This window comes from Melghirimyces algeriensis, from assembly GCF_900182565.1.
GTDB classification, from domain to species: Bacteria; Bacillota; Bacilli; order Thermoactinomycetales; family DSM-45169; genus Melghirimyces; species Melghirimyces algeriensis.
In genome coordinates this window covers 149514-170953 of the sequence record NZ_FXTI01000003.1, presented here as the reverse complement: position 1 = coordinate 170953, position 21440 = coordinate 149514, and the positions used below count along the sequence as shown (strand labels likewise).

Sequence of the window (21440 nt, the reverse complement as noted above, 5' to 3'; positions counted from 1 at the left end):
GTTCGGAAATTGAAAGGCCTACAAAGGCCGGATTAAGGTGGGAAGCATACTGAAAGGCGGTCCCTCGAAATGAAATGTTAATAAAAAGGAGATGAAAAATGAAACGATTTTGGGAATACCTCTCCTTAACCGTCGGCTCGTTTATTGTCGCTGCCGGATTGGAACTGATCTTGGCTCCCAACGGCCTGGTGGATGGGGGAGTGACAGCCATTGCGATTATGTCCCACAAGCTATGGGAGATTCCTCTCTGGGTGGTCTTTCTTGGTCTGAATCTTCCGATTCTGCTGTTCACCACCAAAGTGACCGGGAAACGGTTTGTCATTCGCACCCTTTATGCCAATGCAGTGACGACTGTTGGACTGATTCTGTTTAAACCGATCCCAGCCATTACCACTTCAGAAGTTTTGATTGTTCTCTACGGAGGGCTTTTGTTGGGAGTGGGGATCGGCCTGGTAGTCAAAACCGGAGGAGCGATTGACGGAACAGAGATGCTTGCCGTTTGGTTTCACAAACGCTTCCACATCCCTATCACTACCTTTCTCCTGGTATTGAACGCGGTCATTTTTGCAACTGCCGCTTTCGTTTACACCCTGGAAAAAGCCATGTTCTCCTTGGCGGTATTCTACATCGTGACCAAAATGATCGACTTCGTGATGGATGGTCTGAACCAAGCGAAATCCGTCATGATCATTTCGGAGAAACCGGAGGAAGTGGGGAAACGGTTGGTTCATGACCTGGAAGTCTCCCTCACCTTTCTTCGTGGAGAGGGTGGATACTCCGGTGATGAAAAACGAATTATTTATTGCATTGTGGACCGCTTGGAGTATCCCAAACTGAAAGAGTTGGTGTTGGAAATAGATCCTGGAGCGATTATGGAAGCGTCGTATGTCGCGGAAACCGCTGGTGTCAAATACAAACCCCTGTTTCCGTATCCAAAAAGCTGAACAAATCCGTTGGAATCGAAACGAGAACACAAAAAACTCTCATGGTCCAGCATCCTGAAACGGGTCTTCATCATCCTGGTGGGAGCATTTTTAGTCACCGTGGGGCTGGAAATTTTTCTGGTCCCAAACCACATCATTGATGGTGGCATCGTCGGGGTTTCCATCATTCTTTCTTATTTGGGTGGTCTCCCCTTGGAGGCTTCCACGTTGTTCGGGGTTACGGTTTCATATTCGGCTGGGGCGGGCCTGTACTCTTTGATCACTTATTTCATCGCTTTTAAAATGATTGCCATGACGATTGAAGGGTTTGATGAAACCAAATCGGTCTGGATTAACAGTAATCGACACGAAGAACTGGGGGATGCCATCTTGAACCGGCTAGGACGCGGTGTGACGTACCTCAAGGGAGAAGGGGGATACACTCTGGTGATGACAAAAAAGTGATCTTCTGTGTCATTACCCGTTTGGAAGAGGCAAAACTGAAATTAATTGTAGAGGATATCGATCCACAAGCCTTCCTGGCAATTGGAGATATTCACGATATCAAGGGAGGACACTTTAAAAAACGCAATATTCACTAGAAAGTAGGGAAATGATGGTGACTTGTTCGGTCTGCAAGGGGAAAGGGAAAATAAAAACGATGCTGCCGATCCCTATGGAAACTCCTTGCGCTTATTGCGGCGGAACCGGGAGGAAGCCCAAACAGGATGAAATAAAACAGGAAACCTTCTTCGACCGACTGAAAAAATGGTTTCTTAACCGTTAAAGCTAACCGAAGCCCCCGCAATCTCTGTAGGGGCTTTGTTTCGGGATTCCTCATCTCTTATAATTCAATCTATCCTTTTATTCCGGGGGATTTAAGACCGATAATTGCCCTCCGAAAGGTCGCATTCAAGTATAAAAACTCGTACAAAGGAAAATAGAAGTCTCTACGACTGCGAAAAAGATCATAAGAAGACAAAATAAATAAAAATAGCTCTGCTCCTCTCGGAGAGGAGCAGGGGAACCCCAAATGGGTCTTGATCGATCTTTCAAACGCCATCAATTTTCTTTTTTTAGAAACAAAGCCCTGTCGACTTTCGGTGCAGGGCTTTGTCATGACTAATGGCTTTCCGTTTGCCGCTTCACACGGGATCTCCCGGAATCGGTACCGACGCCAGTTCCCACTTTTTCAGATCGACGGTAATTCCCTCCGGGGCCGAGAACGCAATTGACCGGTTGTCTACGTCCGGATAGAATCGGGACGTAAACACCTCTTCCCCTTCGTTGACGAAAATCTCGATACTGGATGCGTCCAGGAAAATCCGCAACCGGGCCAACCGGTCAATCCGGCAAAAGCGCCGTTCCTTCTTTCCGTCCTTCCATGCGGTCCGCTCCAGCATCAGCCGGCCGTCGCGGCGGTCGTAGATCAAGCAGGCCGCTCCCCGGAAATCGATGGCAAAGGTTTCCGACCGGTTCTCCAACAGATCCACCTCGATCTCCAGCGCCTCACCGTCCACCCCTTCCAACGCCACACCCTTTCCGCAAATCTCTGTGCGGGAATGGACTACTTCATTCCTTCGCAACTGACACAGTTCCTCCACAGGGCGTTGGATCAAGCGTCCTTTGCTCACCCTCAGTTCACGAGGCAACGTCATCGCGTGGATCCAATGGTGGGCAACGGTCGGGTGGTGCTCCTCCCCGTCGGGCAAGCCCATCCACCCGAACAGCAACCGACGTCCTCGGTTGTCCAAGGTAGTCTGTGGCGCGTAGAAATCGAAGCCCCGATCCAATTCATCAAAGGGACCGTGGTCGAACTTCGCTACTTCCTCTTCCAAGTCGCCGAGGAAGTAGCCGGATTGGTAAAGGTTATGATAGCGGTCCCCCTCCGGCTCCAACCCCTGGGGACAGACGATCAGCACCCCCCGGCCGTTGAGTCGAAACAAATCGGGGCACTCCCACATGTATCCGAACTCTCCCAAGCATTGTAACCCACTCCCTGCGATCGGCCCGAGATAGGTCCAATCCCTCAGATTTGAAGACCGGAACAGGACAGCCTGCCCTTGAAGCTCCCGACTCTGGGCACCCACCACCATGTACCAACTCCCGTCTTTTCTCCAGACTTTCGGGTCGCGGAAATGAGGGGTGTACCCTTGCGGCAAGTGGATGACCGGTCCGTGTTTCCGGAAGCGAATTCCGTCCTCCGATATAGCCATGCATTGGTACGTTTCCCGACCACCCTGCTCGTCTCTGACGTTTCCCGTGTAAAACAGGATCAGTTTCCCTTCGTGCTCCACGGCGCTTCCCGAGTAACAACCGTTTTTGTCGTACCATTCGTCAGGGGCGAGGGCGACCGGTTTCGCCCGCCAATTCACCAGGTCCATCGACGTCCAATGCCCCCAGAACTTGCTACCGTGCTCGGTGATGAATGGATTCCACTGATAGAACAGATGATACTCCCCGCGATACTGGACGAATCCGTTGGGATCGTTCAGCAGTCCGACGAGTGGTGTCAAGTGGTAGTGAAGACGATAGGGGTCGCGCTTCGCCGCAGCTCCGTACGTCACCACCGCAGCTCGGACCCGTTCCGTCAATCGTGCTTTCGTTGAGTTCATAAGAAAACTCCCTTGAATGGTTGGTTTCCGATTTCATCAGCAATTGTCTGCGACGATCACTCCTTGGCGGAACGTTTCTTATCAAGCACAGCGTCGGAAAAACCGAACATCCAAGTCAGTGCGAACGCCACTGCGATGGAAACGAGGTTGACCAGCAAGTACAGGGGGAGCTGGCCATTCAGATAAAGCAACGTGCCGGGAATCGCTGTGATCGCCATACCCGTCGCTTTCAGCCCAAACAACGAAGCGAGAAACCCGCCGGCGCCCCCGCCGATCAATCCCATAACGAAGGGCTTCATGTAGCGAAGGTTCACCCCGAAGATCGCCGGTTCCGTGATTCCGAGGAAGGCGGATAGAGACGACGGCAGAGCCAGGGCTTTCAGATTCTTGGATTTGGTTTTGAGGCCGACGGCCAGCGCAGCTCCGCCCTGGGCGGCAATGGCGCATGTGATAATGGCATTAAAGGGGTTGTTTCCGAACCGCTCCAACAACTGAATCTCCAAAAGATTGAAGATATGATGGACTCCGGTGATGACGATAATCTGTTGGAAGAAACCGATCAGGAGGCCGCTGATGCCGAAAGGCCATTGCAGAATGGATACAGTGGCGTTCATGATGACTTCCTCCAGGCTGTGCAAGATCGGACCAATGACCAAGAGAGCGAAAACGATCATCACCAGCAAGGTCAAAAACGGTGTCAGTATCAGGTCAAGCGCTTCGGGAACCCGTTTTCGAATCACCCGTTCCAGTTTGGCTCCGAGGATGCCAGCGATAAAGGCGGGCAACACAGAACCCTGATAACCAACAACAGGGATGAAGCCCAGGAACCGGATCGCTTCCGCTTTCCCAGCGGCGACATCCCAAGCGTTGGGCAGAGCCGGGCTGACCAGCATCAAGCCGAGGATCAGTCCGATGATAGGCGATCCACCGAACACCCGGAAGGTGGACCAAGCGACCAGCGCCGGCAGAAAGATGAAGGCCGTGTCGGTCAGCACTTGGGTGAACAGGATGAAGTGGTCGGAGATGTCCCCTGGGGTCAGACCGAACAGGGCCAGCAGTTTCTCCTGCATGACCAGACCGCGCAGACCCATGAACAGACCCGTCGCCACCAAAGCGGGAATGATGGGAACAAACACATCCCCGAAGGAGCGGATCGCCCGTTGAAAGGCGTTTCCGCTTTTGGCGGCTCCCTTCGCCTGTTCCGATTTCGTCTTACCTTCCAATCCGAGGCTGGTCATCTCCTCATAGATGCGGTTGACGGTTCCCGTCCCCAGAATGACCTGATACTGTCCCGAGTTGTAGAAGGCTCCTTTCACTTTGTCGATGGACTCGACCCGTTCCTGGTTCACCTTTTCCCGATCGCTGACCATTAACCGCAACCGCGTGGCGCAATGGGCGATCGACTCGATGTTCTCCTCTCCACCGATCGCTTCCACGATCTGTTCTGCAATCAACCGGTTCTCCGATTTTTCCATGATCGTTTCCCCTCCTCGAATGACAGAAATCGATTCCACATCCATAAAACAGAAGATGTAATCGATTTCATCATGGGATAAAAAATTGGATTCATGCTTACGATGAATCCTTTGTCTAAACCACTTGTATAAAAAATGAAATCGATTACATCATCATTATAAACTGTCTCTGCTCAAAAGTCTATATGAAAGTATAACTTTTCCCGGCACGGACCGGGTTCCGGAAAGATGTTCCAGAATCATCTTGGCCGCTTCCCGTCCTGCGTTTTCATGCATATAATCCACTGTTGTCAACGGCGGGGTGATGTGCTTCGACATTTCCGACGCCCCGATGCCGGCCAGAGCCACGGTGTCCGGCACGCCCACCCCCCGTTTCTTGAGATACTGAAGAGCCCCGATCGCCAACCGGTCCGTCACTGCGAAGATGGCGGTGGGACGGGAGGCACCCTCCGTCTCCATCATGGTTTTCACGGACGCATACCCGGACCTAAGGTCGAACCGGGAAGTTTGGACCCAATGGTCTTCAACTGGTAGACCGTGTTCCTCCATCGCGTCCATGTACCCTTTTTTTCTCCAATATCCCACCGCCGGATCGTCCTCGCTCACTCCGATAAAGCCGATTCTCCGATGCCCCTTGTCGATGAACAAGGTGGTCAACTCTTTCGCAGCATGGTAGTCGTCGTACAAGACCACGGACACACCGGGCAAGTCCTGACCCACGGAAACCAAGGGGATGGCCAGATGGCCAATCTCCGACACCAGTTCCTCGCCGACGTGGGTAGCCGCCAGGATGATCCCATCCACCTGGCGGCTATTCAGCAGTTTGATAAACTGGATCTCTTTTTCTTTCTCCAGCTTGGTATTGGCCAACAGGATCTGGTATCCCTTTCTCGACAGCTCTTCATCGATGCCATCCACAAGGCGGCCGGAAGTCTCCGTGCTGATTTTCGGCAGAATCACACCGATGACCTTGCTCCGTTTGGTGCGGAGCGCCTTGGCGTGTTCGCTGGGCACGTATCCCGTCTCTTCAATGATTTTCAGGATCCGTTTCCGGACCGGTTCGCTGACGTATCCCGAATCGTTCAACACCCTAGAAACGGTCGTTCGGGACACATTCGCCCGCTCCGCGATTTCATTGATGGTGATCATGGCATTGGTCCTCCACTACACGAAAAAATGAAAAAACATCTTTATTTTTACGTCAATTCCCTTGTCATCAAACCCGAAACTGCCTCTCCATCCATCCATGGATAAATGGCCGGTGATTCCCCCATAGGAAATGACCTTTTTCACAAAACCAACGGAAATTTTTTACGGACTCTTCGTTAATTAATTACATTTTCCTTTAACTTACTGAATCCCCCTTTTTGTATCATTGATACTATTATATCAAATGATACAAATGGTATGGAGGAAGACGGTGATGAAATTCCCGAACCCACCCCTGTTCACGAAGTAGAAAAAGAAGGTCCCAACGAAGCTGTTGTCTTGATTGATGTATGGATGCCACCTTTTCGGGATGAAATGGAGACCAAAATCATCAAAAAAACCGTAACCGTTCCTCGATGGCTAAACACAAAATGGCCGAAGTTAACGTGTTAAATTTCTCTCAACTATTAACTTTTGCCTTGAAACAACGCCTCGGAATGATCGACACAAAGAAAAATAAAGGCAATATAAAACCGCAAACCCTTGATATTAAAGGGGTTGCGGTATCAGATAAATCACTGTGATCATACTTCCATTTTAAATGCATGTGTTCACCCCTGTTTCCAGGAGAGCAAAAGTTAAGAAATAATCGCATGTTTGTGAAGTCAGTCATTCAATTAGTTCACTTTTGTGCAAGGCTTTTTTCGTTGGTGTGTGACCAATTTTGTGACCAATTAAATTCCTAAGATCCGTCCTTGTTTGCAGTATTTTCCCCATTCAACAAAGGAAAAAGCGGACAAAAAATAGAAAGGGTGTACGAAGAATATAGATAATGGAACAATAAAGGAGGAAACACTATGAAAAGATTCCACAAATTATTAGGATTCATCTTAATTGGTTTTGCCTTAGTGTTTACCGGCTGTTATTCAGAGGATACTGGTGCCAATTCCGATAAAGTCGAGGAAAAACAGGAAGTAAAGATACCTTCCTTTGAAGAATATGTAAGAATGATCCGAGGCAGTTCTTTTATCCAGAAAAGCGAATTAAAGGATGGCGTTGTCACGATTCGCTATTATGGCAGTTATGATGAATACAAAAAAGAAAATCCTGATTCCAAAATCGATTCAAAGGATTTCAATACATACTGGAGTGGAACCCAAGGAACCCAAAAGCGATTGGAAATGAACTTAACTAGAGGATTTACTGAGTCTTTAAGGATTGCTCGCCTTTATCCAGAAGTGAAAAAAATCGATATGGAGATTCCTGTGAAGGGTAAGGTCTACAAGTTCAAAGCATCACGGGAAGAGTTGGAACAATTCTTTAAAGCAAACTTTGATGAGTTACATAAAGCCTATCAAGAAGGAAATAAAAGCCTTTCAGAATATATTGATCCAGTGATCCATAAAGAATCTAAAAGAAAAGAGTTTTTGGATACATTCGTAACACAATAACAAAACCGGGAGGGGTGATCCCTCCCGGTTTTTTTTGGTTGGCTGAAGATCGACCATTCAGCCATTTGCCTGGCTGACTAACTGACTGGTGGTTGATTGGACTGGTGGCTGTTTCTTCAACTGGCTGAGTACCTTGGCTGCCTGATATCGGGTGACATCAGCCAATTCAGCCAACTGTCTCTGACTCGGCCATTCGCCATTTTCTGCCCGATATTTTTCAGCCACTTCAACAACCTTTTTGGCTGGCTGAATAGTTGACTGGTTGGTTGACTGTTTCTTTTTGGTTGATTGGCTGGTTGTTATGGCTGGCTGACTATGTACCCGCTTGGTTGACTGTTCGTTCTCTTGGCTGATTCGCTTGGTTGGTTGCTCGGTCGTCCGTTTTGACTGGTTGCCTTGGTTGGCTGGTTGATCGCTTGTCTTTGTGTGGTTGGCTGATCTGTCCACTGGTTGGTTTGGCTGACTAACCGTAGTTGACTCAGTGGTTGAGTTGGCTGGTTGCTTGTTGGCTGACTGTTCAATGGTTGGTTCTGTTTGGCTGTCATCTTCCGGCTGAATGGTTGACGGTTGGCTTTTGGTTGGCTTGTCTGATTGAATGTTGGTTGATTGTTCTTCCACCTCAACCATTGGTTGGCTGATTGGCTGAGTCTGATTGGATGGCTGGTCGATGGATGGATGTTTGCGCTTGAAATTCACCAGGACAGCTCCCAAAACAAACAGGGGAATTGAAAGTCCTAGGGCAATCCCTTTAACTGGTTGACCGACGATGAAATCATACCCGACAGTTCCGCCGATGTTTGACCAGCCAACGACAAGGAGACCGCTACCGAAGAGCGTCCATATCTGCCAAAACTCCTTTATACTTGGGAACCCTTGTTTCTTTTTGTAGGCTTCATATAGTCCCCATAGACCTACTGCAAAAGCCGCCTCAGCGGCCAAGGTTGCGAACAGAGCGAGGGTGATAAAATCCACTCTGAGAAGATCATTCAGCCAAACAATCTTATCATCAAATCCCACGGAACTGTATAACTCTATCGTATGAGAAAAGGAAACTACGACCGCAAATATAAAGATGGCTTTGATCGAAACCTCGAATTTGGCATCATTCCACCATGTCTTTATTTTTTCCCACCTTTTCATGCTTTCCACCTCGTCGTAGCTGTGGTACACTGTGTCCGGACGGTTTGCAATCGGTGGGGGTGTTTGGTTGGACGCCATGTCCCCCGCCGGTTGTCGGGCCGTCTTTTTCATTTGTCGCCTTCCTCCTTCTTTTTATCATATGGACGGAATTGTTCCCGCAACTTTTCCAGACGTGGTTTCAATTCCTCTACTTCTTCACGAAGGTATAGCTTTACGGAACCTTCCTTGATCGGTGTAAGATCACCCTTTTTCACTAAACGGGTGATATTCTGACGGGTGACACCCAAAATCTCCATAACTTCAGCTGTAGTAAGAATCTGATCCGCCAGAAAGCGGACCAGATCCTCCCGATCCTTGAACTTCATCCATATCACCTTTTTAGGAAATAGTTGACAACGGTTAAACCTGCAGCGATTAATACCAGGGTGTCCGTAACGGTTTGAAGCGTATCACCAAATGGCCATTCTCGAACAGCTAGGTATATTACGAAAAACACCCAGAATGTCGCTCCCATTAGTTTACCCATGGATATTTGAAGTGGAATTTTGGTATAATTTTAGGAGGGGGAGGGGCGTTCCCCCTCCTGTGACTCACTACTTTTTACGCTTGCGACGGCGTTTGTGGTGAGTCTTTTTCTTTTTTGGCTCCATCTTTTCGAGGATGGTCATCATCTTTTCGATGATGGTTAGTACCCCGACGATCAGAGCCAGAACCTTGATCCAAAATTCCACTTCCCTCACCTCCTTTCTGATTCTATAATACCAAACCTATGAATATAGGTCAATAGGTTTTTATAAATTATTTCGATTTTTCCTTCAATAAAATACCGGACAAGGATATTTCCTGTTCAGTAACGAATCAGTAACAAGTAGATTTTCCGGATGAGACCAAAAAAAAAGCCGGGCGGGGAATGATTCCCCTCCCGGCTTTCATTTTTCAAACGTATTTCAAGTCACGTTCAACCTTGATGTTGATTTCCTTTTCGTTATCATCCATAGCCTTGTCCAGGACTTGTAGGATCTTTTTGCGGGCGTTTTCGTCGACATCGTAGTATCCAAATTGCTCCCCGTTTTTGTATAGCCTCCAGAACTCTTTCAACTTCTTCTTTTCTGACGGCGCCTCTTTCATGAGTCGCTCCCACGTTACGGGTCCAGGATATCCGTCGGCATCGCTCCCGCTCCATCCCTGGGCCTTTTGGAAGTCCTGGACGTTTTTCCGGTCGGCTTCAGAAAAAGTAGGTCCAGGCCCTACTTTGTAATGTTTTCCAAATCCATGGGCCACCAATCGCTTGCCCAATACTGTAACAGCTGGGTGAGATTTCCCGGTCTTGAATGCATCCCGTCCCGGAAAAGACTTTCCGTCCCATTTCGATCCCTTTACTTTTTGAATAAACTGGCTCCAATGTTTCAGGGTTCGATGCGGACAGTTTTTTCCACTCCAGTGGCGATGCGGAACCACCCGGCTGACCGGAATGTCCAGCTCATCGCACAAGCGACGTACCAACTGTGCGGTATTGGCCTCCGCTTGGGCAAAGTCACCATCCCAGTTTTCACAGATTTCCACGCCGATACTGGACATATTTCCTGGACCCCGTCCATCTCCAGCATGCCATCCCACCTCATCGGTCGGGAGATGTTGGACCACCTTTTCGTCATCCACAGTGAAGTGCCAGGACGCTTGCCGGCTGTTTCCCCTCTTTAACAAACGGGCGTGAGCATCTGCATCTGCACCCTTATCCGTGTTGCCTGTATTGTGGATGGTGATATAACGGGGTTTCATCCGGATACCGGGTCGAATATCTTCGTGTCGTTTGGGAATGTATTGTTTTTCCGTCTTCATTTTACTTCCCCTTTCTTCACCATGTTTTTGCTTCCGCTATATAGTCCAACCGCTGACAGCCCCATCACGATCCCGGACAGAATCCCGGCAGTCAGATCACCAGGATTCACATAAAAAACCCCCGCCGCGATCCCGCAAGCGAGAGCCAACAAGGGTGCAAACCGTTTGGGAAATCCAACATCTTTAAACAGTTCCACCAATCCGGTAATCACAGCAATCAACATTGCATCATCAAAGCCAATTCCACTCAATGTTTATCATCCTTTCCACGAAGAACTTCTACTGCTTCCTTCACTTTCGGAGGAATTGGAACACCGATTCGGCTAGCATTTTCCAAAATGGACAGCAATTCATTCGCCAGATAAAAGAAGATGGCCGCATCCCGGAACATATGACCTTCTCCGAGTGCCATATCCACCATATGGGCGACCGCAACCAATGCAAAAATCAACACTTTCCTGGAAATTCCCAATAAGCCAACGTAGCTATTCAATTTTCCTTCCTTGGCTCCGGCAATGACCCCGCTCACATAATCCACAATCACAAAAGCCATTAAGGTTTGAATCAACACCGACCACCCCCCAAACAAAAAAGAAGCCGCCGCTCCAGCGACCGCTGACCCTACTTTGAACACTGTTTCCACTCTCTTTCATCCCCTTTTAAACCAGTCTTCCGATATGGATAAAATCGCGGTCATCCTTGTTTCCCACTCCGGAATGAAACCGAAGCTCCGCTAAGTTATGAAGTAGCGGTAAGTCTTCCGCCCGCTCTTTTGGATTTTGAATCGGTTGTTGCTCAAAATGGATCTCACCGTTTTGTAATAGACGGACATCTATTTTTGTGTCTTCATCTGTCGAATCGGCTTGAAAGGTTTCGGGTTGAAAAACTACGCCACATAAAACCCCGCCGGAAACCTTAACAGTTAACGCCACGGGATCATAAGTTACATCAAGTCCGGACATCTCCCCCGGACCCGCTAAAATTTTCGATTCTCTAATTTCCACTAAATATTCCCCCCTGTGCTTCCAAGGTAGGCGACTCGGTAGGCTATTCCGTTCATATTTAAAGTTGTGTTTGCGCTGATACTCCCCCTTGGTTTGATTCTAAGCTCAAAGCCTGAGCGATTAATATTATAGGCTCCGTAATTAAAGAAAGCGGAATATCCGTCCACACCTGTCAAAATGACGGCAATCCTTCCTAATGCCCCCGGATCGCTGAACGTTCGCGGGAAATACATATTACCCGCGCTAAACGTTCCGGTGTCCAAATCCCTTGTGACAACGATTGAGATAGAAAACTGTTGGATCTCCGGCGCAGCTTGCACGCTATGCAGATCGCGCGGATATTCCAGTAACTGATCCTGTCTTACCAATTCGTCATAGTACCCTCGAACCCAATGAATCTCGAAGCCATTCGCCATATCTTCGCCATCAGTCCACGCTTGTACATATAATTTTGCCCTGACAATCCCCGGCGGAAAATCAATGGTATGGGTTAATAAATGCCATTCCTGATAGGTCGCCAACTCTTCCCGATACTCTAATTCATCAAAGCGCTCTCCTGTCTCACTGTCATAAAAAAACCAGTAGAACCGGACGCGGTTGGTCGCTGACCCCCGAGTTACATTGCAACGGAAAAGCGCCTGAAATTTTGCCCTTGGATTAAATACAGGAAACTCTTGAACGACACCATGTTGAGGCCCCATGTTGGATGAAACATCTATATCAATGCGCCCAGCGGATAGGTTATATCGGGCATTCCCCATTAGCCTCCAATCGATGCCTTCATCCCCGGATGGTTGATCGTCAAAGTCTGCGTTTTTGATGAAGTTAGTGGTAATCTTATTCCCCCGGATCATCACACCCGCGTCGGAGGCATCCGGCGTGCTGTAGACTTCCAAACCGCCCCCTTTAATCGTGACATTGCCGCCACTGATCCTCACCTGTCCGGCATCATCCCCGACAGTCACATTATCTGTTCGGATCCGTCCGGTGTTGATCCGGTCGGCAATCACCTGATCACCTAGGACGAAGGTTTCCCAATTGAAGGTTCCGTCTGGGTTTCGGCTCCCGGCAATGGCAAGGCCTCCATGTTTTAGCTGCATCGCCTTATCCGGTGGGTTGTCGATATTGTCCTTTGGCCGATTGGTGATCAGTATCCCGTCCTCGTCAGTGATATAGACGTACCCGTTTTGTGAATGGAACTCAGAGCGGGCCGCATCAATAATGCCCCGCAACCATCCGATGGGATCATCCCGTCCAATCTTCTCCTCCACCCGTTCTTGAATCTCTCGGACAACTCCGGTTATATCCTTCAGGACATTTCCCAGGGTGATCTGGGTATTCTCCGGTGCGATAAAGTCCCGCTCGATCTCTGAGACCCGGGCCTCGATCTGAACATCCCATGTAAAATTCCGGTCAATGACGGCTACAGTGTCGCCCAATCTAACGGCCTCGTGACTGTATTCCCCGGCGTTCACTTGTTCCAGATCCAAAACATTCATTTTATAGGTGATTTCCGGTTTGTTTCGATGTTGAAGCTCCTCCCAGGTCTCCTTCAACAATTCCTTTTTGTCATCCTGTTCTTCGTTTGTATACACATCAAACCGATGCCGTCGGGTGCCGTCCGGGTTGACGTGTCCCCATACCGCCAGCGCGTCAGGATCTCCCACCCACTCCTGACCCAAGGGTTTATCAACGGGATCTCCGTTTTCCTTTTTCCATTCGACATCCGCGAAGGTCAGTCGCCGACCATATCCCTCGGAGTCGGTTTCTTCTCCCTTTCCACGACCATATAGGGCGGTTTTAATCGGCTTCATGTCGGTAATCCGTTCGACGCTGGTGAGATCCTTCGTGTACTCAAACCGTTTCCCGGTCCGTCTCCCCCGCTCCACCAGAATATCCACGTATCTCCCGGTAATGGTATTGTCGGCTCCGATTGTCACCCGGAAACGGATTTCTCCACCCCATTCCTTGATGATCTTCTTGATTCCCGACATCCGGCTCTCATAATAGAAATTTGTGCTACCCGTGCCCAGGTCATCCACGGTGCCCGATTGCCACAGAGACCCCTCTAAGAGTCGGTTCAGTGCATCGCGGGCGTTGGTGTTTTGTGGTCGAATATCTGTGACCACCTCGTCATTCAGTTCCACCACTGCCAACTCCTCACAGTAGACCTCACGAATCATCTCGCCCTGACCGTGTCGCTCAGTCTCCTCTTGGATAACAAAGGCACGGTACGTCCCATCCATGTCCCTGAAAACCGCCCAATACCCACGCATAACAAAACCCGCTTCTTCATGATTAGCGGGTACGGAGAAGGTCAGAGTTTCGCCCCCATTGATCTGTTGTTTCAGGTTCATCTCTTGGATCTTGCAAGCTCCTGGTAGCGTATTGCTCAAGGTAGCGACTCGATGCTCCCTCGGATTCTCTGGGCTACCATAGGCAAAAATATGAATGTCTGGTGTGGTATTCATTTAAACACCTCCCTCCACCTTCCGGTCACTTCCGCCGAACCTAGCGGATCAATATTAAGCGGATTCTCTCCTTTCTGGAAGTAAATCCATTGCTCCGCACCCAGTGGGACTCGATCCAGCGCCAACACTCCGTTAATATAAACAGATCCTTTTCGATTATCGATCTCCAATTCGTCCCCCGGCTTAAAATCATAAACCACGTACACCCGGTTCCCCGTATTCGGGTCAGATATCTCGAAGTGGTCGGTGTAATCCTTGAACTCTACCGTCATAACCGGATAGGCACGATAGGTTCCGGCATAGTCTACAGCGTTGTCGCTATCCGGCTCAACCCTCCATAGTTCCCGGTGAAGGGTTGGCGTGATTTCAGGATCGCTGGTTTTCAACACCTGCCGCGTGTAAACGGCCTTCCCGGTCATATCCGTACCGACTTCTGCGCCCGGTAGTTCCCCGGTATTTGTAGCTTGAACCCATGCGTTCGGGTCGGGGTCTTCCCCTTCGTTGACCACTTGAGCGTAAACCTCTACATCCTCCGATCCGTCCGGCGTCGTATCCCAACTAATATACGATCCGCCAACGCTTCCAAAGTCTCCGAAGGTGATCGGGTCGGAAATACGCTCCCCCTCCGATACATAAGCGGATGTAACTTCGTAATCCGCCCGGTCCACCTCCGGTGTGAACTCGACATCATCTGTGGTCAACTGAAACCGATATTGAAAATAGGTGTCGGACAAATCGGCGTCGGTATCAAGACCCGGCATTTCCCCGCCGTTCTCCGTTACCTCTTGCCAATCTGTCCAACTTTCTTGATTGTCGTAGGAAAAACGGACATAAGGCGTTATCGTCGAACCCGGCGGAAAAGTTTTCACCGTCCACGAAAAGGAAGAAGTCGCCGCCCGGCCAACTTGAGAAAGGTTAATCGCTGGGCTATCACGGTATCCGCTGGGATGACGTCCGGAAACAAAGTCGGCGTCAAAGGAATCCAAATAAACCGGGTCGATGCTGTCCCGGCTAGTCATGGTCCATCGGAACCGCCAGTCATACCCGGTTACATCGTCTCCTTTCGATATCCCCGGAATTGATCCGGATTCGGATGATAATTCCGTTTCGTCCCAAGTATCCCCACCGTCCATTGATAACCCAGAATAAGCGGATGTTGAATAATCATAGGCATTGGTTGCGACGATACTTCTTGAATAGGAGGAGGACGCCAAAACGCCCACCCCTGATAATGACGCCGAAGCACCCACAAGCTCATCTGTATACGTATGATTGGAAGGCGGCGCACCGTGGTTGGTATTTGCATGGCCCAGTTTCCAGACGTCAAATGTACAGGGACCGTTATCCATTCCCATATTGATGTATCCCGTGGAAACGGCCCCATACTCAAACACACTTTCCGGTGTAATCTCCGTGCCGTCTTGGTAAAGGGTAAAATCCGTTCCACCCCGGTATACCAACCGGAACCAAGACACTGCCCCGCCTGTATCAGGCAATTCGACGTCAATACCTCCGGTTTCCGCGTCATTCACAGAAACGAAGGGACGAGCTCCGCTCCCCTTGCTGATCCGTGCGCGAAAATCCATTGTTAAAGGCGAACCATTCAAACCGCTGGAATCACGGCGGATATAAATACTGTCTTCGTTGGTGTCCCCCTGAAAAATGATTTTTTCACCGTCCAGGGTATAGGTCCCACCGCTCTGGTTTCGAACATACCAGTCGCCATCTTCTCCGACAGATCCCGGCTCAAATCTCGAAATAAACTCCCAACTGGGAATAGATTTGGAGGTGGTATATGAGTAATTAAAATCCTGGCCACTTTTCGCCAAAACAAGAAAGTCATTGTCTTTTTCCTCGGTGTTTTCATGTGTTCCGCCATCCCAGCCTGCATCCACGTAGTTAGAGTAGTCCTCGCCTTCCTTTGCCAGCTTCAAACCGTCAGGTGCGGCAACAACGCCCGTCAAGGTCCCGGCCTGCCAACCTTCCTGCGTTTGGGTGTCATGTTGCTTTTCAATCCCGGCAATTAATTGATCCTTTTCGGGACCATAGGCGAAGGGTTCAGGGCATAGAAAGGTGATCGTTCCGTTTCCAGCATAAATAAGTTCCTCTAACTCCGTACTATCAGACAACCGGGCAAAGTATGTTTTACTCGGCTCATCGTCAAACACCAATTCCTTCGCTTCTTTCTGTCCCAGCCATTCCGCCACTTCTCTCACCCGTGAACGTAATTCTGCACGGCTTTCCTCGAATAATAAAACGTCCACTTCGATAATTAATTCTCCGTAGTTAAATCCATAGTCGTATACACCATCACTCCCCGGTATGCTGACCAAGTGGTTATTCATCGGGGGAAGAATCCGGCGTGTGGTCTTCAATACCTTCAGACGATACTGATCATTGTGGACTCCCGCAAATGAAAACCCCATTTACCTCCCCCCCTTTCTTAAAACCTGGATTGCCGCTGAAGCAGTCGCCAAAACTCAGTCGCGACTTTTTGTATGTCTGCCTCTTCTCGAATGACCATGTTTTCTATGTTGATCAAGGGCCGATCAACCACTCCTGGGGATGCAGTTGCGGATGGCCCGGTTACAACTACATCTTCGGAAGTAGAAATAGCTGTCTGTGCCATCTGATCAGAGACCCGGCGAATATCGCCCAGCATGGACTCGATCCCGATCTGGAATCCTTCCCCGGTGTATTCTCCGATTTCCTCGAACACCTTCGACGGAGAAGCAATCCCTAGCTTTTTCTTTGCCCAGCCAATCGCGCCATCTACCACACCTGTAACAGCTTTGGTGACACCTGAAGCCATATTTTGAATCCCGCGTATCAGGCCTTGTATGATCTCCTTACCCATCTTAAACAGGTTGATGTTCCGGAAAAAATCCATCACTCGATCCCAGATCTTCCCGATCGTAGATCGGATATTCTCCATCTGGTTGCCGACAGCTTTTTTCATTCCTTTGAAATCGCCCGTAACCAACGCTTTTAGGAAACTGAGGACATTACGAAATGTGTTTTTTATGAAGTTCCAGACCGTCTTTATAATATCTTTCACTGTCCCCATCACATATTGGATCAGACCGGACATCTCTGCAAATTTCGTACTGACAAGAGTAATAATCCATGAAATCGCCTGGCTAAAATACCCCTTGATCCCTTCCCAGACTGCTATAAAAAATGTCTTAAGTCTATTCCAGACATTCACAGCGGTTTCTTTGATGGATTCCCAAGTTTGGAGCAACCATTCTTTGATTGCCCCCCAAATCTCAACAGCTTTTGCCTTGATCGTGTCCCAGTTTTGCCACAGGAGAACACCGATAGCGATGAGTGCCGAAATAACACCTATGACAATAAGTATCGGTGCAGCTATTGCTCCAAAGCTTAAACCCAACATTCCTGCCAAAGATGCTATAGCAGTGATGATCGGCGATAATGCCATAAAGATCCCGATCAGAATCCCGATCGCCGTTACTATAGCTGTGATGGTAGCAGCAAGTTCTGGATTGTTCTGAATCCACTCAGCAATTTTGTTGATGACATCAGCAATAACGCTAAGTAGCGGTTTCAGTGCTTCGCCAAGATCTTTCATAGCCTGTGAGAATTTCACTGCCGGATCTTCATCAAGTTTTGAAACGGTATCGTTCAGTTGTTTCTGGTTTTCCGTTAAGTTGGCAGTCTGATCCTTTGCGCCTAGAATCGTATCAATGACCGCCTGTCCCTGATCCTCGTACATGGTACCCCAAACGGCCACACCAAGTGCGTTCTTCTTTGTTTCATCTTCAACCCCGTTGACCGCTTGTGCCACTTCAAACATCGCCTGTTTGCCTTCTTCGCCGCCTTTGGCTACAGCTTGGCCCCATTTTTGTAATTGCTGGGCGGAGATATCGGTTCCATCGAGCAAGTCTTGCATGGCTGAAGGCACTTCTTCACCAAACTCGGCTAGCCGAATCCGTCCCTCTTTCAAACCGTCGAGAAGGCTGTCAATATTCCATGATCCTGTCTCAACCCCAGCCGCAAATATAGCCTGGATTTCCTCTGCATCATATCCAGCCATCTGGAGCTGAGTTCCATATTCAGAAACGATATCCAATTGTTCAGGCGGAAATCCGATTTTCAACAGTGAATTTATCAACCCAAGCGCTTCGTCATTAGTGATCCCAAAAGATCGGCTTGTTTCATTTGTTTCCTGTATGAGTTCCGAAAAATCGATACCCGAATAAGCGCGAGCTATCGCTCCGGCTCCTTTAACAATCCGAGCATTCGCTGCATCGCTCGCATCGGCGTTGAGCGCCCACTGACGGCGAACTCCTTCAATCGCCGCCTCTTGATCATCAATATAGGTGGAAACCGTTTTAATGCTATCACGCACCGTTGCTACTGACTCCGGTGGCACTTCCATAGAAATTTCGATCTGGGTATCCAATGAGGCTGAATCCAATGCCTGACTAACAGCCCCGGCAATTCCACCACCCGCCGCAATTCCTGCGACTGCTTCGCCAAGATCGCTCACTGCTCCTTCAGCTTCGCCCGCCTCTTTTTCAACCTTGTCAAAGTCTTTCTTCAAATTGTCGATTGACTTCTCATCATCCAATCCGGCTAATTGCTTTTCAAACTTTTTTAGTTGCGTCTCAGTATATTGAATTTCACGCCGAAAAGACCGATATTGCTTTTCACCGATCTCCCCGCGCTCAAATTGTTGTTGAACTTGCTTTTGTGCTGATTTCAACCGGTTCAATCGCTCGGTAGTGTTCTGGATTTGTTGCGTCAATAGCTGTTGTTTCTGCGCCAAAGCCTCTACATTGCCCGGATCAAATTTGAGCAGGCGATCCACATCCCGAAGCTCTTGTTGCAAACTCCGACTTTGTTTGTCGACATCGCTGAGGGCTTTATCCAGACCTTTTGTGTTGCCGTCCAGCTCAATCGTGATTCCCTGGATTCGTTTCCTCGCCATATCCTCACCTGCCTTTCAAAATTAAAAGTTGTCAAAGTCCTTTTGTGTAGCCCTTCTTGCCCTCATTTTCCGTCTTTTCGGATCGTTCATCTCGATATATTCCTCAATGAAATCCAGACACATCCCAATCGTCATGTCCTCCAGATCATCCCGCTGTAATCCTACTTGACGACAAATGAAGAGGAACGAATCCGTGGTAATCGGCTCCCCACGATCCGTTCCTCTTTTTTCGTCTATTTTTTTTTACCCTGAATTGTTCGAACGATCATATCCTGCAACTCTGGAAAGATCTCCATCAATGGAAATTCATCAAAACCATCCAACCACGTGATAGGATCGGGTATTTTCGGATCCGCGGTCTTTGCCATCGTCCATACGATATTGTAAAGTACATCAAAATCGACCAAGCTAAAGTCTTCCGCCTTCAATTTTCCTGATTTTGGTTTCATCAACTTTTCAAGGGACTCCAGCTTAAAAATTTCCGCAAAGAAATCTTTCCCAAACTGGGCCTTATAGCGGAGAGGAGTGGCCGCCGTGGACTTAAATCGTACCTCTTTTCCATCGATTGTCAGTGTTTTTTCCATGATCTCACCTCATCAGATGGCTGGTGCCTTTTCATACACCGACGAATACCAAGCATCGTAAACAGCCGCCGGTGTATCTGGACTCGTCTTGGTTTTTACGGCGTAATCGGTTGGTCTTGGTGATGCGACAAACGTGAGCTCATCCGGCGTCGGTTCCACTGTATCTGTCTTCGTTGAGCTTGTCACCGTTGGACGATTGGCTGTGCAATTGTACAGAACATGACGAATAGCCTTGATATCTCCGTCAAATTCAAAAAGAAACGCGAACGACTTTCCTTTTGCCGTCGTTTTCTCAGTCAGTACCATATCTGTTTCGTCTTTTTCTTCACCTAAACAGTCGATAGCAAATTGTTCCGGGATCGTAGCAATAGACAATGTACCGTCATACCCCTGGTTATTTTGTGCACTGTAGTAAAGTACATCGTCAGCGTAAAACTCCGCCATTTCTCCGCGAGGTTCCAAAGATAATTCCACTGCCCCTGGAATACGAATGGGCGTATCATATGTGATAGTTCCAGTTCCTTCGTCATACGTGAATGTTGCATAATGCACATTTTTTAACCCGAATTTCACTTTGTTTGCCATTCAAACCACTCCGATCTCATAGATTTTCTGGAACAGCTTTTCCGCTTCGATCCATACTTCCGTTGTCTCATATACCAAATGGTTGGCGTCCAAAGCCGATTCCAGAGCGGCCTCAGCATCTAAATCCTTTTTGTCAGTATAAAGTTCAATCGAAATGTTGCTGATCTTTTTGTATACTCGGTTGTCTGCAAAAAAGTTAGCGGAATCATCGACTTGATAGGTGATGAACGGCGGAGGCGGGACGTTGTCGCTGATAAAATGCGAGTAGGCCACGGGATAACCGGTGCTTTTAAGGATCGTTGCTAGCTCGTCCAACGTCATCCCCGGATCACCTTCTCAGATTTCTGGACATATTCCTGAATCGCTTCCTCCTCCACCGGGCCAATGTGGGGAATCCCCGCCACTCGTCCACCGTTCCGCTTGGCGTGTCCTTTCTCCAACAAATGCGTCAACTGATAGTTTGTCGCATTATGCACAACCCAACCATTGCCAACCTTTTTGGCACGCCACCCTCTCGCATAATCCCCAGTATCCTTCGGGCTTCTTTGTTTCAGCTTCTTCGCTGCACTCTTCGCTACGGTTTCTTTGGCCTCTTCCAGCCCTTCCGTCACCTCTTCGGTGTAGGTTTCAAGCGCCTTGGTGATCTCCCGTGATAGACCGTTTATTTTAGCCATCTCCCGCCACCCTTTCACAAGTGATCCGGGTCTTTTCCCCACGTGTTTCCGTTCGGATGATCCGATACTTGATCCCGTTGTGCTTCAACTGCCGCTCATTCGCATATTCAAAGGTATACACCTCAAACCTCTTCTCCGGTCGGAGTCCACTGACTGCCGCGTTGTAATATTCCGCCTGGCCGACAGACATTTCATTGGCGAATACCTGCCGCTCCGTCTCCTGTTCGATCTGGTTCCCGATCTCGTCCTCAATGATTTCCGTCCCCACTAGGTGGATCACGGCATTGTAACGCATTTATATCACCTCTGTATAGTCGGATGACAGCGTCAGATGCATCTTCAACAGATCATATGAACGTAAGAACCGATCAGCTTCCGGGTTGTCATAGCCGAAATGAGCTTTGCAGTACACGATCACCGCCCGCTTAATGAGCGGATCGGTATCCACCAAATTAACCACACCGGAAAGCTGCAAATCCAATTTTGCACCGTCGATCAAATCTTGGATCTCGCTGTCAAACTCGACTGCGGTAACCCGAAGCGCCAACTTGACATCATCAATCAAGGCCATTCCAG

General features: G+C 48.8%; 22 protein-coding genes and 1 pseudogene. 4 read left to right on the top strand and 19 right to left on the bottom strand.

Annotated features, from left to right (window positions below; translation table 11 throughout):
* Positions 1-98 precede the first annotated feature (98 nt).
* Together FN782_RS06275 and FN782_RS06270 are read left to right on the top strand one after the other, a co-directional pair.
* The gene (locus FN782_RS06275) at positions 99-944 is read left to right on the top strand and encodes a YitT family protein (RefSeq protein WP_142504922.1); all 846 of its coding nucleotides are present in this window, start codon (positions 99-101) and stop codon (positions 942-944) included.
* 9 nt (positions 945-953) lie between these two features.
* Positions 954-1525: pseudogene (locus FN782_RS06270) on the top strand (YitT family protein).
* A 543-nt stretch (positions 1526-2068) separates the two neighbouring features.
* Here the strand turns inward: FN782_RS06270 and FN782_RS06265 are convergent.
* The 3 genes from FN782_RS06265 to FN782_RS06255 all read right to left on the bottom strand — a co-directional run bounded on the left by FN782_RS06265 (position 2069) and on the right by FN782_RS06255 (position 6162).
* A complete protein-coding gene (locus FN782_RS06265; RefSeq protein ID WP_142504921.1) occupies positions 2069-3538 on the bottom strand; it encodes a glycoside hydrolase family 32 protein in 1470 nt (489 codons plus the stop codon).
* Positions 3539-3594: 56 nt separating this feature from the next.
* Positions 3595-5013 carry a sucrose-specific PTS transporter subunit IIBC gene (locus FN782_RS06260; RefSeq protein WP_142504920.1) on the bottom strand — a complete coding sequence of 473 codons (1419 nt, stop codon included), beginning with the start codon at positions 5011-5013 and terminating at the stop codon, positions 3595-3597.
* 156 nt (positions 5014-5169) lie between these two features.
* A complete protein-coding gene (locus tag FN782_RS06255; RefSeq protein ID WP_142504919.1) occupies positions 5170-6162 on the bottom strand; it encodes a LacI family DNA-binding transcriptional regulator in 993 nt (330 codons plus the stop codon).
* A 258-nt stretch (positions 6163-6420) separates the two neighbouring features.
* Here FN782_RS06255 and FN782_RS06250 point away from each other — a divergent pair, with 258 nt between their 5' ends.
* Complete coding sequence (locus FN782_RS06250) at positions 6421-6615, top strand: hypothetical protein (protein WP_142504918.1); 195 nt, start codon at positions 6421-6423, stop codon at positions 6613-6615.
* 404 nt (positions 6616-7019) lie between these two features.
* On the top strand, positions 7020-7613 hold the full coding sequence (locus FN782_RS06245; RefSeq protein ID WP_142504917.1) for a hypothetical protein: 594 nt from the start codon (positions 7020-7022) through the stop codon (positions 7611-7613).
* 57 nt (positions 7614-7670) lie between these two features.
* Here FN782_RS06245 and FN782_RS06240 read toward each other — a convergent pair whose 3' ends face one another.
* The 16 genes from FN782_RS06240 to FN782_RS06170 form a co-directional block, all read right to left on the bottom strand.
* Positions 7671-8864 (bottom strand): hypothetical protein, encoded by a 1194-nt coding sequence (locus FN782_RS06240; protein ID WP_142504916.1) that lies wholly within the window; start codon positions 8862-8864, stop codon positions 7671-7673.
* Entirely contained in the window at positions 8861-9118 is a 258-nt protein-coding gene (locus tag FN782_RS06235) for a helix-turn-helix domain-containing protein (protein WP_142504915.1), read from the bottom strand. The genes FN782_RS06240 and FN782_RS06235 overlap by 4 nt, the downstream gene beginning before the upstream one ends.
* Positions 9119-9346: 228 nt before the next feature.
* Positions 9347-9484, bottom strand: a complete 138-nt coding sequence (locus FN782_RS16720) for a hypothetical protein (protein WP_169713799.1) — start codon at positions 9482-9484, stop codon at positions 9347-9349.
* A gap of 205 nt (positions 9485-9689) precedes the next feature.
* Entirely contained in the window at positions 9690-10592 is a 903-nt protein-coding gene (locus tag FN782_RS06230) for a peptidoglycan-binding protein (protein WP_142504914.1), read from the bottom strand.
* Entirely contained in the window at positions 10589-10843 is a 255-nt protein-coding gene (locus tag FN782_RS06225; protein ID WP_246064867.1) for a hypothetical protein, read from the bottom strand. The genes FN782_RS06230 and FN782_RS06225 overlap by 4 nt, the downstream gene beginning before the upstream one ends.
* On the bottom strand, positions 10840-11235 hold the full coding sequence (locus FN782_RS06220; protein WP_142504913.1) for a phage holin family protein: 396 nt from the start codon (positions 11233-11235) through the stop codon (positions 10840-10842). Before FN782_RS06220 ends, FN782_RS06225 begins: the two co-directional genes overlap by 4 nt.
* Before the next feature lie 16 nt (positions 11236-11251).
* Entirely contained in the window at positions 11252-11596 is a 345-nt protein-coding gene (locus FN782_RS06215; protein WP_142504912.1) for a hypothetical protein, read from the bottom strand.
* Positions 11596-14067 carry a phage tail protein gene (locus FN782_RS06210; protein WP_142504911.1) on the bottom strand — a complete coding sequence of 824 codons (2472 nt, stop codon included), beginning with the start codon at positions 14065-14067 and terminating at the stop codon, positions 11596-11598. The genes FN782_RS06215 and FN782_RS06210 overlap by 1 nt, the downstream gene beginning before the upstream one ends.
* Positions 14064-16493 carry a distal tail protein Dit gene (locus FN782_RS06205; protein ID WP_142504910.1) on the bottom strand — a complete coding sequence of 810 codons (2430 nt, stop codon included), beginning with the start codon at positions 16491-16493 and terminating at the stop codon, positions 14064-14066. Before FN782_RS06205 ends, FN782_RS06210 begins: the two co-directional genes overlap by 4 nt.
* Before the next feature lie 17 nt (positions 16494-16510).
* The gene (locus FN782_RS06200) at positions 16511-19021 is read right to left on the bottom strand and encodes a hypothetical protein (RefSeq protein WP_142504909.1); all 2511 of its coding nucleotides are present in this window, start codon (positions 19019-19021) and stop codon (positions 16511-16513) included.
* Positions 19022-19254: 233 nt separating this feature from the next.
* On the bottom strand, positions 19255-19605 hold the full coding sequence (locus FN782_RS06195) for a hypothetical protein (protein ID WP_142504908.1): 351 nt from the start codon (positions 19603-19605) through the stop codon (positions 19255-19257).
* A gap of 12 nt (positions 19606-19617) precedes the next feature.
* Entirely contained in the window at positions 19618-20190 is a 573-nt protein-coding gene (locus tag FN782_RS06190; protein WP_142504907.1) for a major tail protein, read from the bottom strand.
* On the bottom strand, positions 20191-20511 hold the full coding sequence (locus FN782_RS06185; RefSeq protein ID WP_094266025.1) for a hypothetical protein: 321 nt from the start codon (positions 20509-20511) through the stop codon (positions 20191-20193).
* The gene (locus FN782_RS06180) at positions 20508-20864 is read right to left on the bottom strand and encodes an HK97 gp10 family phage protein (protein WP_142504906.1); all 357 of its coding nucleotides are present in this window, start codon (positions 20862-20864) and stop codon (positions 20508-20510) included. The genes FN782_RS06185 and FN782_RS06180 overlap by 4 nt, the downstream gene beginning before the upstream one ends.
* Positions 20857-21159 carry a phage head closure protein gene (locus tag FN782_RS06175; RefSeq protein ID WP_142504905.1) on the bottom strand — a complete coding sequence of 101 codons (303 nt, stop codon included), beginning with the start codon at positions 21157-21159 and terminating at the stop codon, positions 20857-20859. The genes FN782_RS06180 and FN782_RS06175 overlap by 8 nt, the downstream gene beginning before the upstream one ends.
* Positions 21160-21435, bottom strand: coding sequence for a head-tail connector protein (locus tag FN782_RS06170; protein WP_185956086.1), 276 nt, complete (start codon positions 21433-21435; stop codon positions 21160-21162). It abuts the gene before it with no gap.
* Positions 21436-21440 lie beyond the last annotated feature (5 nt).

Excerpts from the sequence above, each read along its gene's own strand:
- FN782_RS06265 (WP_142504921.1), bottom strand. The coding sequence starts at position 3,538 with ATGAACTCAACGAAAGCACGATTGACGGAACGGGTCCGAGCTGCGGTG.
- FN782_RS06210 (WP_142504911.1), bottom strand. The coding sequence starts at position 14,067 with ATGAATACCACACCAGACATTCATATTTTTGCCTATGGTAGCCCAGAG.
- FN782_RS06240 (WP_142504916.1), bottom strand. The coding sequence starts at position 8,864 with ATGAAAAAGACGGCCCGACAACCGGCGGGGGACATGGCGTCCAACCAA.
- FN782_RS06170 (WP_185956086.1), bottom strand. The coding sequence starts at position 21,435 with ATGGCCTTGATTGATGATGTCAAGTTGGCGCTTCGGGTTACCGCAGTC.
- FN782_RS06185 (WP_094266025.1), bottom strand. The coding sequence starts at position 20,511 with ATGACGTTGGACGAGCTAGCAACGATCCTTAAAAGCACCGGTTATCCC.
- FN782_RS06175 (WP_142504905.1), bottom strand. The coding sequence starts at position 21,159 with ATGCGTTACAATGCCGTGATCCACCTAGTGGGGACGGAAATCATTGAG.
- FN782_RS06180 (WP_142504906.1), bottom strand. The coding sequence starts at position 20,864 with ATGGCTAAAATAAACGGTCTATCACGGGAGATCACCAAGGCGCTTGAA.
- FN782_RS06245 (WP_142504917.1), top strand. The coding sequence starts at position 7,020 with ATGAAAAGATTCCACAAATTATTAGGATTCATCTTAATTGGTTTTGCC.
- FN782_RS06195 (WP_142504908.1), bottom strand. The coding sequence starts at position 19,605 with ATGGAAAAAACACTGACAATCGATGGAAAAGAGGTACGATTTAAGTCC.
- FN782_RS06275 (WP_142504922.1), top strand. The coding sequence starts at position 99 with ATGAAACGATTTTGGGAATACCTCTCCTTAACCGTCGGCTCGTTTATT.
- FN782_RS06255 (WP_142504919.1), bottom strand. The coding sequence starts at position 6,162 with ATGATCACCATCAATGAAATCGCGGAGCGGGCGAATGTGTCCCGAACG.
- FN782_RS06260 (WP_142504920.1), bottom strand. The coding sequence starts at position 5,013 with ATGGAAAAATCGGAGAACCGGTTGATTGCAGAACAGATCGTGGAAGCG.
- FN782_RS06190 (WP_142504907.1), bottom strand. The coding sequence starts at position 20,190 with ATGGCAAACAAAGTGAAATTCGGGTTAAAAAATGTGCATTATGCAACA.
- FN782_RS06235 (WP_142504915.1), bottom strand. The coding sequence starts at position 9,118 with ATGAAGTTCAAGGATCGGGAGGATCTGGTCCGCTTTCTGGCGGATCAG.
- FN782_RS06200 (WP_142504909.1), bottom strand. The coding sequence starts at position 19,021 with ATGGCGAGGAAACGAATCCAGGGAATCACGATTGAGCTGGACGGCAAC.
- FN782_RS06230 (WP_142504914.1), bottom strand. The coding sequence starts at position 10,592 with ATGAAGACGGAAAAACAATACATTCCCAAACGACACGAAGATATTCGA.
- FN782_RS06250 (WP_142504918.1), top strand. The coding sequence starts at position 6,421 with ATGGAGGAAGACGGTGATGAAATTCCCGAACCCACCCCTGTTCACGAA.
- FN782_RS06205 (WP_142504910.1), bottom strand. The coding sequence starts at position 16,493 with ATGGGGTTTTCATTTGCGGGAGTCCACAATGATCAGTATCGTCTGAAG.